Annotated in this window: 16 protein-coding genes; 9 read left to right on the forward strand and 7 right to left on the reverse strand. The window is 72.9% G+C overall.

Features of this window, described 5'->3' with window-relative positions; all coding sequences use genetic code 11:
* Nucleotides 1-182: 182 nt before the first annotated feature.
* The 3 genes from AB4Z14_RS19085 (at nt 183) to AB4Z14_RS19095 (ending at nt 3,502) form a co-directional block, all read left to right on the forward strand.
* Complete coding sequence (locus tag AB4Z14_RS19085; protein ID WP_442276579.1) at nt 183-1,691, forward strand: helix-turn-helix domain-containing protein; 1,509 nt, start codon at nt 183-185, stop codon at nt 1,689-1,691.
* Nucleotides 1,692-1,819: 128 nt separating this feature from the next.
* Nucleotides 1,820-2,248: a YciI family protein gene (locus AB4Z14_RS19090; RefSeq protein ID WP_442276580.1), complete on the forward strand. Its 429-nt coding sequence runs from the start codon at nt 1,820-1,822 to the stop codon at nt 2,246-2,248.
* Entirely contained in the window at nt 2,249-3,502 is a 1,254-nt protein-coding gene (locus tag AB4Z14_RS19095; protein WP_442276581.1) for a DUF6596 domain-containing protein, read from the forward strand.
* On the opposite strand, the gene AB4Z14_RS19100 is transcribed toward AB4Z14_RS19095, so the two are convergent.
* Nucleotides 3,489-4,031: a DinB family protein gene (locus AB4Z14_RS19100; RefSeq protein WP_442276582.1), complete on the reverse strand. Its 543-nt coding sequence runs from the start codon at nt 4,029-4,031 to the stop codon at nt 3,489-3,491. The genes AB4Z14_RS19095 and AB4Z14_RS19100 overlap by 14 nt on opposite strands.
* A gap of 71 nt (nt 4,032-4,102) precedes the next feature.
* On the opposite strand from AB4Z14_RS19100, the gene AB4Z14_RS19105 reads away from it, so the two are divergent.
* The 3 genes from AB4Z14_RS19105 to AB4Z14_RS19115 are packed head-to-tail and all read left to right on the forward strand — an operon-like array spanning nt 4,103 to nt 7,504.
* The gene (locus tag AB4Z14_RS19105) at nt 4,103-4,729 is read left to right on the forward strand and encodes a LysE family translocator (RefSeq protein WP_442276583.1); all 627 of its coding nucleotides are present in this window, start codon (nt 4,103-4,105) and stop codon (nt 4,727-4,729) included.
* A gap of 46 nt (nt 4,730-4,775) precedes the next feature.
* Entirely contained in the window at nt 4,776-6,227 is a 1,452-nt protein-coding gene (locus tag AB4Z14_RS19110) for an FAD-binding oxidoreductase (protein ID WP_442276584.1), read from the forward strand.
* Nucleotides 6,224-7,504, forward strand: coding sequence for a class I SAM-dependent methyltransferase (locus tag AB4Z14_RS19115; protein WP_442276585.1), 1,281 nt, complete (start codon nt 6,224-6,226; stop codon nt 7,502-7,504). Before AB4Z14_RS19110 ends, AB4Z14_RS19115 begins: the two co-directional genes overlap by 4 nt.
* Before the next feature lie 6 nt (nt 7,505-7,510).
* Here the strand turns inward: AB4Z14_RS19115 and AB4Z14_RS19120 are convergent, their stop codons facing one another.
* On the reverse strand, nt 7,511-8,050 hold the full coding sequence (locus AB4Z14_RS19120) for a hemerythrin domain-containing protein (RefSeq protein WP_056778926.1): 540 nt from the start codon (nt 8,048-8,050) through the stop codon (nt 7,511-7,513).
* Nucleotides 8,051-8,156: 106 nt separating this feature from the next.
* Here AB4Z14_RS19120 and AB4Z14_RS19125 point away from each other — a divergent pair, with 106 nt between their 5' ends.
* Nucleotides 8,157-9,797 (forward strand): FAD-dependent oxidoreductase, encoded by a 1,641-nt coding sequence (locus tag AB4Z14_RS19125; RefSeq protein WP_442276586.1) that lies wholly within the window; start codon nt 8,157-8,159, stop codon nt 9,795-9,797.
* A gap of 2 nt (nt 9,798-9,799) precedes the next feature.
* Here the strand turns inward: AB4Z14_RS19125 and AB4Z14_RS19130 are convergent, their stop codons facing one another.
* The 3 genes from AB4Z14_RS19130 to AB4Z14_RS19140 form a co-directional block, all read right to left on the reverse strand.
* Entirely contained in the window at nt 9,800-10,060 is a 261-nt protein-coding gene (locus AB4Z14_RS19130) for a metal-sensitive transcriptional regulator (RefSeq protein ID WP_020141925.1), read from the reverse strand.
* A gap of 80 nt (nt 10,061-10,140) precedes the next feature.
* A complete protein-coding gene (locus AB4Z14_RS19135) occupies nt 10,141-10,476 on the reverse strand; it encodes a YnfA family protein (protein WP_442276587.1) in 336 nt (111 codons plus the stop codon).
* A gap of 2 nt (nt 10,477-10,478) precedes the next feature.
* The gene (locus AB4Z14_RS19140) at nt 10,479-10,877 is read right to left on the reverse strand and encodes a VOC family protein (RefSeq protein ID WP_442276588.1); all 399 of its coding nucleotides are present in this window, start codon (nt 10,875-10,877) and stop codon (nt 10,479-10,481) included.
* A gap of 134 nt (nt 10,878-11,011) precedes the next feature.
* Here AB4Z14_RS19140 and AB4Z14_RS19145 point away from each other — a divergent pair, with 134 nt between their 5' ends.
* Nucleotides 11,012-11,233, forward strand: a complete 222-nt coding sequence (locus AB4Z14_RS19145; protein WP_442276589.1) for a hypothetical protein — start codon at nt 11,012-11,014, stop codon at nt 11,231-11,233.
* 10 nt (nt 11,234-11,243) lie between these two features.
* Here AB4Z14_RS19145 and AB4Z14_RS19150 read toward each other — a convergent pair whose 3' ends face one another.
* Entirely contained in the window at nt 11,244-11,864 is a 621-nt protein-coding gene (locus tag AB4Z14_RS19150; RefSeq protein WP_442276590.1) for a class I SAM-dependent methyltransferase, read from the reverse strand.
* A gap of 137 nt (nt 11,865-12,001) precedes the next feature.
* On the opposite strand from AB4Z14_RS19150, the gene AB4Z14_RS19155 reads away from it, so the two are divergent.
* Nucleotides 12,002-12,523 carry a flavodoxin family protein gene (locus tag AB4Z14_RS19155; protein ID WP_442276591.1) on the forward strand — a complete coding sequence of 174 codons (522 nt, stop codon included), beginning with the start codon at nt 12,002-12,004 and terminating at the stop codon, nt 12,521-12,523.
* A 14-nt stretch (nt 12,524-12,537) separates the two neighbouring features.
* On the opposite strand, the gene AB4Z14_RS19160 is transcribed toward AB4Z14_RS19155, so the two are convergent.
* Entirely contained in the window at nt 12,538-13,479 is a 942-nt protein-coding gene (locus AB4Z14_RS19160; protein WP_442276592.1) for an alpha/beta fold hydrolase, read from the reverse strand.
* Nucleotides 13,480-13,486: the final 7 nt, after the last annotated feature.

Below are 13,486 nucleotides of genomic sequence, written 5' to 3' on the forward strand. Positions count from 1 at the left end.
GCGCGCGCGAGATCCCCGCCGGCGGCTGAGTCACCGGGCAACCCAACGCACAGCGTCCGTGACGGCACTGCGGCCCGCCGGCCTCGTGGCGGTCGTCCACACCCTCGGGGCCGGGCGACCGCTCGTCCACAGTGCCGAGCTCAGCGGCGACGGCGCGCTTGCGGAGCCGGGACCGTGGACCGATGACCGTCCCCCTCGGCCACGGCCCCGATGCGTTCGGCAACGCGCTGCGGCACGTGCGCCGGACCTACCTGCTGAGCCAGCGCGCCCTCGCGGAGCGGCTCGACGTCCCGCACAGCCGCATCTCCCGGCTCGAGAGCGGCCACCACAGCATCACGCTCGAGTCCGCGATCTCGCTCTACCGCGCACTCGGCTTCGGCGTCGGCCTGACTCACCTGTTCCCGTGTCCGCAGAGTGACGACGTGAGGCCGCGATGCCACGACTGGGAGGACGACGGCGCGGTCGGGCTCGTCGACGCGGCCAGGCGCGCGTTCCCGGCACATGGGGCCGTGTGGACGCAGGCACCGACGTGGTGGGGTGTGCGGCACGGGTGGGGCGCCTCGGAGCGCGAGGACCTCTGGTGGTTCCACGACTACCGGTCGCCGCCGGTCCTGCGAGCACGGCAGGATGGCGGCATGTCCGACAGCGATGGAGCAGGCGCGACCGACGGGGCGAGCACCCCGCCCAACGAGCCCGTCGAGCCCACCGAGACGAGCGAGGTGGCGCTGGCGTACGCCGCGGTGCGCCCCGAGGTCGAGGCCGCGACGGCGCTCTTCGTCGAGATGGTCACCGGCCTCCTCGACGAGGCGGGCATCAACTACCTCAGCGTGAGCGGCCGTACGAAGTCCGTGGCGTCCTTCGCCGCCAAGGCCGAGCGACGCCGCGACGGAGAGCTGCTCTTCCCCGACCCGCTCGCCGACATCACCGACCAGATCGGCGTGCGCGTCATCACCTACGTCCACGACGACGTCGCCGCCGTGGCCGAGCTGCTGGCCGAGGAGCTCGCCGTCCTGGACGACCGCGACATGGGCCTCGAGACCGCACGATCGGGACGCTTCGGCTACGCGAGCCGCCACCTGCTCGTCGCCGTCGACGCGAGTCGCACCGTCCCGACGGCCTACGAGGCGCTCCGCCGACGCAGCGCGTCCGTGCAGATCCGGACGGTGCTCCAGCACGCGTGGGCCGAGTTCGAGCACGACATCCGCTACAAGGGCACCGTCCCCGAGGAGCACGCCCACGACCTCGACCGCCGCTTCACGCTGGCCGCCGGGCTCATCGAGCTCGCCGACCGCGAGTTCTCGGCCATCCGCGACCGGCTCCAGATGGCCCTGCCGGCCAGTCCGCCCGACGCGGTGGCGCAGGACTCCCGCATCAGCACGCAGGACCTCGCGAAGTTCCTCGCCGCGAAGTACGCCGACGCCGGCTGGTCGCGCACCGACCACTACACGTGGGTGTCGGGCCTGCTGCTCGAGCTCGGCATCACGTCGGTCGACGCCCTCGCCGAGGTCATCGCCCCCGTCGACGGCACCACCCTCATCGAGCGGATGGGCTACAAGTACCCGCCCGGCGCGGTGCGCCGACTCGACGACGCACTGCTCGCGACGTTCGGCACGCGCTACCTCGACCTCGAGGGCAACGCCCACCGCCGGGCCTCGCTCGAGGGCCGCCTCGAGCGTCTCGGGGGGAGCTGACCGGGCCGGCCCGAGATTCTCGGGACCGCGTGTCGATTCCCATCCGGCGAGTTCGTCAGGATGATGTGGCGAGAGTCGCCACCCGCGCAGATCTCACGGCTGCGCGCCCGTTCGAGAAGGAGCCGGCCATGGCCGACACATATGTCTACCTGATCCACGAGGGTGACTGGGACTCCGACGCCTACCTCGGTGGCGAGCCCACGACCGACGCCGGCCCCGCCGGCAAGGACCCCAGCGCCGCTGCGGCGTCCGACATGGACGCGTCGTTCCCCGAGCACAAGGCCTTCCAGCAGGCCGTCGCCGACCTCGGGGCCCGCATCATGGGTGGCGCCGCCCTGCAGAACTCCCGCCACGGCGGCACGGTGACTCCCGGCTCCGGAGACCGCGCCGTCGAGGACGCGGTCTACACCGACGGGCCCTTCACGGACACCTCGGAGGTCATCACGGGCTTCTACCTCGTCGAGACCGACGACGAGGACACGGCCCGCCGGATCGCCGCCCTCGTGCCGACCACCAGTCGGATCGAGTGGCGCAAGGTCTTCCCGACGGGGATGTGAGTGCCGCTCGGGACGGGTGAGTTCGAGGAGGCGTGGCCGCGCATCGTGCGCGCCCTCGCCTCCTTCACCGGGAGCCTCGACGACGCCGAGGAGTATGCCGCCGAGGCCGTCGCACGAGCCGCCGCGCACGAGCGCGCCGGCGGGGCGCCGATCGAGTCGTATGCCGCGTGGTGCACCTCGGTGGCCCGGCGCGCCTGGCTCGACGACGCCCGACGGCGGACGACGCTGCGCCGGCTCGCCCCCGAGCTCGCCCGTCCCGAGGCGGACCACGCCGCCATGGATGCCGACGACCTGTCCCTGCACGGACGCGAGGGGCTCGACGACCGCCTCGCCCTGCTCTTCGTCGCGTGCGACGAGGCCATCTCGCCCGCGTCCCGCATGGTCCTGGCCCTGCGCGTCGTGTGCGGCCTGACGATCCCGGAGATCGCGGGCCACCTCGGCGTGCAGGACACCGCGGCCGCAGCCCGGCTCACGCGCGCCAAGCGGGCCCTCGCCGAAGCCCGGGGCACCTTCCACGTGCCGGACGCCACCGAGCGCGGTCGGCGGCTCCCTGTCGTCATCGCCTGCGTCTCAGGCATGTTCACGGTCGCGCACCGGACGGTCCTCGACCCTGCCGATGCCCTGGCCGACACCGGGCGCCAGTCGCTGTCCATCGCCGACGCCCTCGTCGCGGCCTACCCCGACGACACCGAGGTACGCGGCCTGCGAGCCGTCATCCGGCTCGGCCTGGCCCGTCGCCCCGGCCGCGTCGACGAGACCGGGACGGGGCTCGCGCTCGACGAGGTCGACCGCAGCCGGTGGGACGGCGCCCTGCTCCGGGCCGGGCTCGCCGACGCGACGGTCGCCGCGGCAGGAGACGGTCGCTTCGCCATCGAGGCGGCGATCGCCGGGGTCCACTCGAGCGCGCCGTCGTTCGAGCGCACCGACTGGAGGCGCATCGTCCAGCTCTACGGCGCGCTCGAGCACCGGTGGCCCTCCCCTTCCGTCCGGGTCGCTCGACTCGTCGCCACGGCCCAGGGCATCCTCGCCGCCGACCCCGGTGGGTCCGTCGCCGAGGTGGAGACCGAGCTGGCCGCGATCGAGGCCGGGTCACCGGCCTACGCCAGCCGCGACGCGAGCCTCGCCCTCGCCGACCTCGAGTGGCGCACGGGGCGACGCGAGCACGCGGCGCAGCGCTACCGCGACCTCGCCGAGGTCATGCCGGCGGAGCCGCTCCGTCGCTTCTGCCTCCGGCGGGCCGTCACTCCCCGGTGACGCCGTCGACCGCCTCGCGGAGGAAGTCCGCGTGGCCGTTGTGGCGGGCGTACTCCTCGATCATGTGCAGCAGGATCCAGCGCAGGCTGAACGTCTGGTTCTCCTTGCGCGACAGCGTCGCCGAGCGGAACTCGAGGCCGCCCGCGGCGAGCGCCGCGTCGATGTCGCGCCGGGCCTGCTCGACCGACTCGTCCATGATCCGGCGCAGCTCCTCGGGACTGTCGTCGCGCGCCGACGTCATCTCCCAGTCGCGGTCGGCGTCCCAGTCCGCGCTCGCCCACGGCTCGGGCATCGGACGTCCGTGCAGCACCTCGCCGAACCAGCTCGCCTCGTTGAGCGCGACGTGCTTGAGCAGGGCCCCGAGCGTCAGGGTCGACGGCGCGAGGCGCTGGGCGAGCTGCTCGGCCGTGAGGCCCTCGGTCTTCAGACGGAGGGTGTCGCGGTGGTAGTCGAGGAAGGCCACGAGGGTGGTGGCCTCGTCGGCCGCGAGGGGCGGGTCGGTGCGCTCGGTCCGAGCAGGCGTCGTCATCCCCCCGACGCTAGTGTCCGAGCCTCGAAAACCGCCTGCCCTTTGTCGGCCGCCGGGAGCACACTGGTCCGGTGCCGTCATCGAGCCAGTGGGTCGCGTTCCTCGTCGCGTCGATCCTCTTCATCCAGGTCCCGGGCCCCAGCCTGCTCTTCACCATCGGTCGTGCCCTGACCGTCGGGCGGCGCGAGGCGCTGCTCTCGGTCGTCGGCAACGCCGTCGGCGTCACGGCGCAGGCCGTCTTCGTCGCCGTCGGCCTCGGCGCGATCGTCGCCGCGAGCATCACCGCGTACACCGTCATCAAGGTCGCGGGCGCCGCCTACGTCATCTATCTCGGCGTCCAGGCCATCCGCCACCGCCACGACGCCCGGGAGGCCATGGAGGCGCACGTGTCGGCGAAGCGCGGACACGCCCTACGCATCGGTGCGATCGTCGGCCTTACCAACCCGAAGACGATCCTCTTCTTCGTCGCGTTCCTCCCGCAGTTCGTCAACACCGGCGCGGGCCACGTGGGCGTCCAGATGGCCGTGCTCGGTGGGGTCTTCGGCCTCATGGCCATCTGCAGCGACAGCATGTGGGCCCTGCTTGCCGCGCGGGCCCGGGAGTGGTTCGCCCGCAAGCCCGCCCGGCTCGACACGCTCGGTGCCACCGGCGGCGTCATGATGGTCGGTCTCGGCGCGGCGATGCTCGCTCGCGAGTAGTCGCACATGCCGAGCGCACCCGATCCGGATCTGTTTGACTGAGATGGTGGCAACCCCTCAGGTCACGTCTCCTGCGGATCGGCACGATCCCCTCCAGCGGGTCCGCGAGCACGAGCGTGCACTCGAACAGGTGGGGAGGGCGTATGCCGCCCTGCCGCCCGACCGGCCCGTCCGGCTCGCCAAGCGCACGTCCAACCTCTTCCGCGACCGCAGCGCCACCGACTCCCCCGGGCTCGACCTCTCGGCCATGTCCGGCGTCGTCGAGGTCCGCCCCGGCGTCGACGGCGGTCCGGCGACCGCGCTCGTCGGGGGTCTGACGACGTACGAACAGCTCGTCGACGAGCTCCTGCCACACGGCTTCGTGCCGCTCGTCGTGCCGCAGCTGCGCACCATCACGATCGGCGGGGCCGTCACGGGTCTCGGCATCGAGGCGGCGTCGTTCCGCAACGGCCTGCCGCACGAGTCGGTGCACGCGATGCGGATCCTCACCGGGAACGGCGCGGTCGTGACGGCGACGCCCGACGGCGACCACGCCGACCTCTTCCACACCTTCCCCAACTCCTACGGCTCGCTCGGCTACGCGCTCGACCTCGTCATCGAGCTCGAGCACGCCCGGCCGTACGTCGCCCTGCGGCACGTGCGGTTCGACTCGGTGCGGGCCCTCACCGACGCGGTCGACGTCGTCCTGTCGTCCCAGACGTGGGACGGCGACCGGGTCGACTTCGTCGACGGCGTCGTCTTCGGCGCCACTGAGGCCTACCTTTGCCTCGGACGCTGGACCGACCACCTCGAGGGCCAGGCCCGGCCGAGCGACTACACGGGCGAGCACGTCTTCTACCGCTCGATCCAGCAGCGACGCACCGACGTGCTGACCGCCCACGACTACCTCTGGCGCTGGGACACCGACTGGTTCTGGTGCAGCCGGGCCTTCGGCGCCCAGGTCCCGGCGATCCGCCGGCTCTGGCCGCGCCACCTACTGCGCAGCGACGTCTACTGGCGGATCGTCGCCTTCGAGAACCGGCACCGCGTCATGGGCCGGCTCGACCGGCTGCGCGGACTGCCCGACCGCGAGCGTGTCGTGCAGGACGTCGAGATCCCGCTCGCGCGCACGGCCGAGTTCGTCGACTGGTTCCTGCACGAGGTGCCGATCGAACCGGTCTGGCTGTGCCCGATCCAGCTGCGCCCGGCTCCGGGCGCGGCCCCCGACGAGACGCCGTGGCCGCTCTACCCGATGCGCCGGGACGAGCGCTACGTCAACGTCGGCTTCTGGTCGACGGTCGCCATCGAGCCGGGCGCGGCCGACGGCGACGTCAACCGCCGCATCGAGGCCGAGGTGACCCGGCTCGGCGGCCACAAGTCGCTCTACTCCGACGCGTACTACGACGAGGGGACCTTCGCCGCCCTCTACGGCGGCACGGCATACGCCCCCGTCAAGCGCAGGTACGACCCGGGGGGACGGTTCCCGACGCTCTACGAGAAGGCGGTGCAGGCTCGATGACCTTGACAGTGGGACAGGCATTCGACCAGGTGTTCGGCCCCGAGGCCCCGGTGCGGGTCGTCGCGTGGGACGGCTCGGAGGGCGGCAGCCCCGACGGGCTCGTGCTGCGCCTGACCAACCCCGACGCGCTCAACCACCTCCTGACCGCGCCCGGCGAGCTCGGCCTCGCCCGCGCGTACCTGCTCGGTGACCTCGTCATCGACGGGATCGACGAGGCCGACCCCTACGACGTGCTGCGCGTCGTCGGCGACGGGCTCACCCCGCGCCGCCCCTCGCGGCACGAGGCGACGGAGCTGGCGCGCTTCGTCGCCCACCACCGGCCGCACGCCCCGACCCTGCCGCCTGAGGAGACGCCGGGGCAGCTGCGTCGGCTGGCACACGGGTTGCGGCACGGCCGGACACGCGACGCCGAAGCCATCAGCCACCACTACGACGTGTCGAACGCCTTCTACGAGAAGGTCCTCGGCCCCTCGATGACCTACACGTGCGCGTGCTTCCCCACCGACGAGGCCTCGCTCGAGGACGCCCAGGCGTACAAGTACGACCTCGTCGCCCGGAAGCTCGGCCTGCGGCCGGGCATGCGCCTGCTCGACGTCGGGTGCGGCTGGGGCGGCATGGTGCGCCACGCGGTGCGGCACTACGGCGTCACGGCGCTCGGGGTGACGCTCTCGCGCGAGCAGGCGACGTGGGCGCAGGCCGCGATCGAGGCCGAGGGCCTGGCCGACCGGGCCGAGGTCCGGCACGGCGACTACCGGGACGTCTCCGAGCGCGGCTTCGACGCGATCAGCTCGATCGGGCTGACCGAGCACATCGGCGTCGGCAACTACCCCGCCTACTTCCGCTTCCTGCGCGAGCGGCTGCGGGACGAGGGCCGCCTGCTCAACCACTGCATCACCCGCCCCGACAACCAGCACCCGGGACTGCCGCCCCGCGGCTTCATCAACCGCTACGTCTTCCCCGACGGCGAGCTGACCGGCAGCGGCGACATCGTGCGGGTCATGGAGGACGAGGGCTTCGAGGTGCGCCACCACGAGAACCTCCGCGAGCACTACGCCCGCACGTGCGCGGCGTGGAACGCCAACCTCGCGAAGAGCTGGGAGGACTGCGTGGAGCTCGCCGGTCTCGGCACCGCTCGGGTCTGGGGCCTCTACCTCGCGGGGTCGCGGCTGGCCTTCGAACGCAACGAGATCCAGCTGCACCAGGTGCTGGCCTCGCGCACGAGCACCGAGGGGGTGTCGGGCTTCACGCTGCGTCCGCGGTTCGAGCCCAGCGCCTGACCGACCCTAGCCCGAACCACCGAGGTCGACGTCGTAGGCCTCGTAGACGAGGTCGCCGCCCTTCTGACGGTGGCGCACGAGCCGGCCGACGAGGACCGTCAGCTCCTCCCGGAAGACGGGCAGGTCGGCCATCGTGCCGCCGTGCTCGAGCACCGCGAGGTAGCCGTGCAGGGCCTCGCGCAGGTCGCGGTGCTCCTCGAGGAGCCGCTCGACGCGGACCGAGAGCCGCGGCGCGCTGCGCCGGGCCCGGTCGTAGATGCCGCCCGGGCTCTCGGTCAGCGCGACGTGGTCGTCGAAGTCGTGCGCCAGCTCGGCGAGCGCCGCTCGCACCCGCTCGCGCCACATCCCGCCGCGGGCGATCGGCGCCTCGAGCGCGAGGTCGACGGCGGCGACGGAGTCACGCAGCTCGGACCGGTGTCGACGCACTCGTTCGAGATGGACGGCGAGGTCGGCGGCGGTCTCGACCCGGCCACGATCGAAACCCTGCGCATCGAGCTGGCCCGCCGGGGCGAGGGGCGGGATGGCGGCATTCGGCTGGACGTTCATGGCGCGACCTCCGTGCCCTCCATGGTCGCGCCGCAGTGCCCGGTTCGTCCAGAGTCCAGCAGCCCACGATTCGAGATCAGATACCCCCGGGGGTATTATCACGGGCATGGAACACATCATCATCGGCGGCGTCGCGGGCGGCATGAGTGCCGCCACGCGCCTGCGCCGGCTCGACGAGGACGCCCACATCACCGTCATCGAGCGCAGCGGGCACGTGTCCTTCGCCAACTGCGGACTGCCGTACCACGTCGGCGGCGTCATCGAGGACCGCGGGTCCCTGCTGCTCCAGACGCCGGCGTCCCTCGGGCGCCGCTTCGGGCTCGACGTGCGCGTCGGCACCGAGGCCGTGCAGATCGACCGCGAGCGCCGGGTCGTCGTCGTGCGCGAGCTCGCCACCGAGACCGTGTCCGAGCTGCCCTACGACGACGTACTCCTCTCCCCCGGTGCGCGGCCGGTCCGGCCGCCGATCCCGGGCATCGAGCGCGCCCTCTCGCTGCGCGACATCGAGGACACCGACGCCCTCGTCGCGGCGAGCACTCCGGCCCGCACCGCCGCGATCATCGGCGGCGGATTCATCGGGCTGGAGCTCGCCGAGAACCTCACCCGCCGCGGCATCGCCGTCACGGTCGTCGAAACCGCCGACCAGGTCATGACGCCACTCGACCCCGAGATGGTCGCCCCCGTCCACGACCACCTCCGCGCCTCCGGCGTGGTCCTGCGGCTCGGTGCATCCGTCACGGCCGTCGGACCCGACACGGTGACGCTCGCGACCGGCGAGCACGTCCCCGCCGACCTCGTCGTCTCGGCCGTCGGCGTCCGGCCCGACACGCGCCTGGCCGACGACGCCGGACTCGAGACGGGCCCTTTCGGCGGCATCCTCGTCGACAGCGGGTTCCGCACGAGCGACCCGCGGATCCTCGCCGTCGGTGACGCCGTCGAGAAGCGCGACGCCGTCGACGGGGGGCAGGTCCTCGTGCCGCTCGCCAACACCGCGAACCGCCAGGGCCGCATGGCCGCCGACGTCATGGCCGGCCTCCCGGCCCACGACCGGCCCGTGCTCGGCACCGCGATCGTCAGCGTCTTCGGCCTGCAGGTCGCGACGACCGGTTGGAGCGAGAAGCGCCTCGTCGCCGCCGGGCGCCCGCACCGTGTCGTCCACACGCACCCGGCGTCGCACGCGACGTACTACCCCGGCGCCGAGGGGATGAGCCTCAAGCTCCTCGTCGACCGCGACACCGACGCGATCCTCGGCGCGCAGGGCGTCGGCCGCGATGGCGTCGACAAGCGCATCGACGTCATCGCGACCGCCATGACCGGCGGCCTGACGGCCTCAGCCCTCGCCGACCTCGAGCTGGCCTACGCCCCTCAGTTCGCCTCGGCCAAGGACCCCGTCAACATGCTCGGCTACATCGCCGACAACCTCCGCACGGGCGTCAGCCGCTCGGTCCAGTGGCACGAGCTGGCGGATGCCGTGGCGGACGGCGCGGTCCTCGTCGACGTGCGCACCCCCGAGGAGCACGAGTCCGGGGCCATCCCGGGCGCGGTCCTCATCCCGGTCGACGAGCTCCGCGGACGCCTCGACGAGATCCCGCCCGGCCCGGTCGTCGTGCACTGCGCCGTCGGCCAGCGCGGCCACACCGCGGCCCGGGTGCTCGCGCACGCCGGTCGCGAGGTGCGCAACCTCGACGGCGGCTACCGCACCTGGCTCGCCGGCACGGGCCTCCGCGAGCCGGTGCTGGCCCACTGACCTCAGGCCAGGGAGAGGAAGAGCTTCTCCATCTGGGCGACGTCCATCGTCTCGCCGTCCGGGTTGGTGATGCACTCGCGCAGGCCGGTGGCGATGACGGCGAAGCCGGCCCGGTCGAGCGCCTTGGAGACGGCGGCGAGCTGGGTGACGATGTCCTTGCAGTCGCGCCCCTCCTCGATCATCTTGACGATGCCGCCGATCTGACCGCGGGCGCGGTTGAGGCGACGGATGACCGACTGCATCTCGTCGAGGTCGAGCTCCACGGCATCCTCCTGGGGTCGTTGCGGGAACGCCCCATGATACCCCCGGCCGTATGCCGTCGCGAGCGTCCGAGAGGCACCGCTCAGCCCGAACGGGGTGCGTACATGATGAGCGCGACGCCGACGAGGCACACGAGGGCGCCGGCGACGTCCCACCGGTCGGGTCGGAAGCCGTCGGCGACCATGCCCCACACGAGCGAGCCGACGACGAAGACGCCACCGTAGGCGGCGAGGATGCGCCCGAAGTTCGCGTCGGGCTGGAGCGTGGCGACGAAGCCGTAGAGGCCGAGAGCGACGACTCCCGCGCCGGCCCAGATCCAGCCCCGGTGCTCCCGCACCCCCTGCCAGATGAGCCAGGCGCCGCCGATCTCGGCGAGAGCGGCGAGCACGAAGAGCAGGATCGAGCGGGTGACGGTCATGCTCAGAGGTCCCCGGCCGCGCGCCGCTCGTCGTCGCTGCGCAGGATGCAGAACTCGTTGCCCTCGAGGTCGGCCATGACGACCCAGCCACGACCGTCGTCCGTGCGGCAGTCCTGCACGACGGTCGCCCCCAGCCCCGTGACGCGCTCGACCTCCTCGTCACGCGGTCGGTCGGTGGGGCGCAGGTCGAGGTGGACGCGGTTGCGCACCTGCTTGGCGTCCTCCACCTCGATGAAGAGCAGCCGGTGCGACCCGTCGGGCGAGAAGATCATGCATTCCTCGTGCCCCGGCTCGTTGGGGTCGGCGGGGTCCTCGTGGTAGCCGAGGAGGTCGGCCCACCAGACGGACTGCGCGTGCGCGTCGAGGGCGTTGACGGTCGTGTGCGAGAGCTCGAGTGCCATGCCGCCATCCTGCTGGGCGCGCACCGGTCGGGCCACTCCTGCGCAGGCGGGCCCCCCGTCAACGTTGGTTGACGGACCCGGCCACGCGGCCTACCCTGTCAACAGAAGTTGACACGGCACGGGAGGTGACCGCGATGACGAAGGAGGTCGACGACATGCTCCAGCTGGCTCGGGCCACCGGTGACGACGACCCGCGCGCCGCCCTCGCCGCGGCGCGCGAGCTGCGGCGCACCGCCGACCGCACCGAGGCCGCCGTGGTCCGGCGCGCCCGCAACCAGGGCCTGGCCTGGGCCGAGATCGCCGAGCAGCTCGGCGTCAGCCGACAGGCCGTCCACCGGAAGTACGGCAAGCGCTAAATCGGGGCGCTCAGCCCTCGCGGTGCAGCACGACCACGGTGTCGAGCGCGACGCGCTCACCGTCGTCGGTCGCGACCGGACGCTCCCGGATGCCCGACTGCAGGGCCGCGACGGGGAGCCCCTCGGCCCGGTCGAGCACCTCCTCGGGGTCGTAGAGCACGGCCCGGTCGCTCGGGCCGCCCCAGCCCTCGGCGAGGTTGCGACCGGCGTGGCCGACGACGACGACCAGGCCGCCCGGGCGAACCGCCTCGACGGCCGAGCGCAGCGCCTGCCGCCACTGGTCGGCCGGCAGCTGGAGGTAGCAGAGCAACGCGAGGTCGTAGGCGGCCGGGCCGCCGGGCGTCGACTGCGTCGCGTCGGCGACGACCGCGGTCAGCCGGCCGAGGTCGTCACCGAGACGGTCGGCCGCGAGCGACCGCATCCGCTCCACGGCCACCGGCGAGTAGTCCGACGCCGTGACGACCCAGCCCTGCTCGACCATCCAGATCGCGTTGCGCCCCTCGCCCGCGGCGAGGTCGACCGCGTGACCCGGCGTCAGCGGGCCGATGATCTCGGCGACGAAGCGGTTCGGCTCGGCCGACCACACGAGGTCGTGGGCGGCATATCGCTCGTCCCAGTCCTTGGCGTCCACGGTGACTCTCCTCGTCGTCGGCTGGCGACCCGGTGGTGGCCGCGCGAATCCCATTGTGTCGCGGCACGTCTCGTGCGTCACGATTCAGTCGCGCCCACGCACGCCGCGCGTAGCGTGGATGGCGGAAGGGATCCATGATGAACGTCCTCATCGTCCACGAGTCCATGTTCGGCAACACCCGCGAGGTCGCCTCGGCCATCGCCGACGGGCTGCGCCGTGGCAGACCGGTCGAGGACGGCGACGTCCGGCTCGTCCACGTCGACGACGCCCCGACCGTCATCCCCGACGACGTCGACCTGCTGCTCGTGGGCGGACCCACACACGCCCTCGGCATGACCCGACCGAAGACGCGCGAGGACGCGACGACGAAGGGTGGCACCGCTGCACACGAGGGCGTCCGCGAGTGGATCGAGTCCGTGACACCGCGGCCCGAGCTCCCCGTCGTCACCTTCGACACGCGCGTGCACGTCAAGATGCTGCCGGGGTCGGCCGCGAGCGCCGCGGCGAAGTCCTTGCGGCACCACGGATTCGGTCGCGCCGAGCGCGGCGAGACCTTCTGGGTCCAGGGCACCGCCGGACCGATCGAGGCGGGCGAGCTCGACCGCGCCCGCGAGTGGGGCACCGAGCTGGCCTCACGCGTCACCCACGGCGTCGCCTGACGCCGGCGGGTCCTTCAGACGAGGGAGTCGAGCCAGGGCTCGAGGTGCTCGAGCACGTCATCGGGCGCCTCGAGCTGAGGCGTGTGGCCCATCCCGTCGAGCCAGGCCGTGCGCCAGGCCGGATTGAGCCGCGCGGCGCGGCGGGCGGCCGAGACCGGCACGAGGCGGTCCCGGGTGCCGTGGATGAGCAGCACGGGCCGGTCGAGGTCGCGCATGATGCGGTCGTACTCACGCCGACCACGGAGTACCCGCAGCAGCGACCGCGCCGCGCCGAGGAACTCGCCCTCGGGGTCCGGGAGAGACCGGCGCCAGGCGGCGAGCTCCACGCCCGCCTCGACGACGTCGAGGTCGGCGCGGGACGGGTCGGCGAAGCACAGCGCCACGGTGCCGAGCACGCGCTGCCGGTCCGAGACGCTCTTGTTGTAGCGGGTCAGCACGAGCTCACCGACGCGCGGCACGGCGTACATCGCGAAGGTGGCGGCGACCTGGGGGTCGGGCCGCGCACCGGGGTTGGGCAGCGCAGGGTCGACGAGCGCGAGACCCACGACCTGCTCGGGGCGACGGTCGGCGAGCAGCAGGCTCACCATGCCGCCCATCGAGTTGCCGACGAGGACGACGGGGCGGCCGAGCACCTCGTGGACGAAGCGGCTGAGCAGGGCCGCGTTGTGGTTGACGCTCGTCGCACGACCGAGGGCCGGGCTCAGCCCGAAGCCCGGCAGGTCGATCGCGACGACCCGGCGACGTGCGGCGAGCGCCGGTGCGATGCCGACCCAGTTGAGGTGCGAACCGCCCAGACCGTGGACGAGAACGACCGGCGGCGCCTCGGGCACCTCCGGATCCTCGTCGGGGCCGCCGAAGTCGACCCAGTGGACGGGGCCGTCGAGGTCGATGGTGCGGCCGACCCCTCCCCACGGGGAGGCGATGTCGGTCGGAGCGGTGGACGGCGGGGTCGTCATGACCGCA

It is taken from the genome of Terrabacter sp. 2TAF16, from assembly GCF_052115065.1.
Classification (GTDB): Bacteria; Actinomycetota; Actinomycetes; order Actinomycetales; family Dermatophilaceae; genus Terrabacter.

Bases quoted from the DNA above. Each gene is read 5' to 3' on its own strand.
- AB4Z14_RS19135 (WP_442276587.1), bottom strand. From the start codon at position 10,476: ATGACCGTCACCCGCTCGATCCTGCTCTTCGTGCTCGCCGCTCTCGCC.
- AB4Z14_RS19145 (WP_442276589.1), top strand. From the start codon at position 11,012: ATGACGAAGGAGGTCGACGACATGCTCCAGCTGGCTCGGGCCACCGGT.
- AB4Z14_RS19115 (WP_442276585.1), top strand. From the start codon at position 6,224: ATGACCTTGACAGTGGGACAGGCATTCGACCAGGTGTTCGGCCCCGAG.
- AB4Z14_RS19100 (WP_442276582.1), bottom strand. From the start codon at position 4,031: ATGACGACGCCTGCTCGGACCGAGCGCACCGACCCGCCCCTCGCGGCC.
- AB4Z14_RS19090 (WP_442276580.1), top strand. From the start codon at position 1,820: ATGGCCGACACATATGTCTACCTGATCCACGAGGGTGACTGGGACTCC.
- AB4Z14_RS19120 (WP_056778926.1), bottom strand. From the start codon at position 8,050: ATGAACGTCCAGCCGAATGCCGCCATCCCGCCCCTCGCCCCGGCGGGC.
- AB4Z14_RS19160 (WP_442276592.1), bottom strand. From the start codon at position 13,479: ATGACGACCCCGCCGTCCACCGCTCCGACCGACATCGCCTCCCCGTGG.
- AB4Z14_RS19155 (WP_442276591.1), top strand. From the start codon at position 12,002: ATGAACGTCCTCATCGTCCACGAGTCCATGTTCGGCAACACCCGCGAG.
- AB4Z14_RS19140 (WP_442276588.1), bottom strand. From the start codon at position 10,877: ATGGCACTCGAGCTCTCGCACACGACCGTCAACGCCCTCGACGCGCAC.
- AB4Z14_RS19125 (WP_442276586.1), top strand. From the start codon at position 8,157: ATGGAACACATCATCATCGGCGGCGTCGCGGGCGGCATGAGTGCCGCC.
- AB4Z14_RS19085 (WP_442276579.1), top strand. From the start codon at position 183: ATGACCGTCCCCCTCGGCCACGGCCCCGATGCGTTCGGCAACGCGCTG.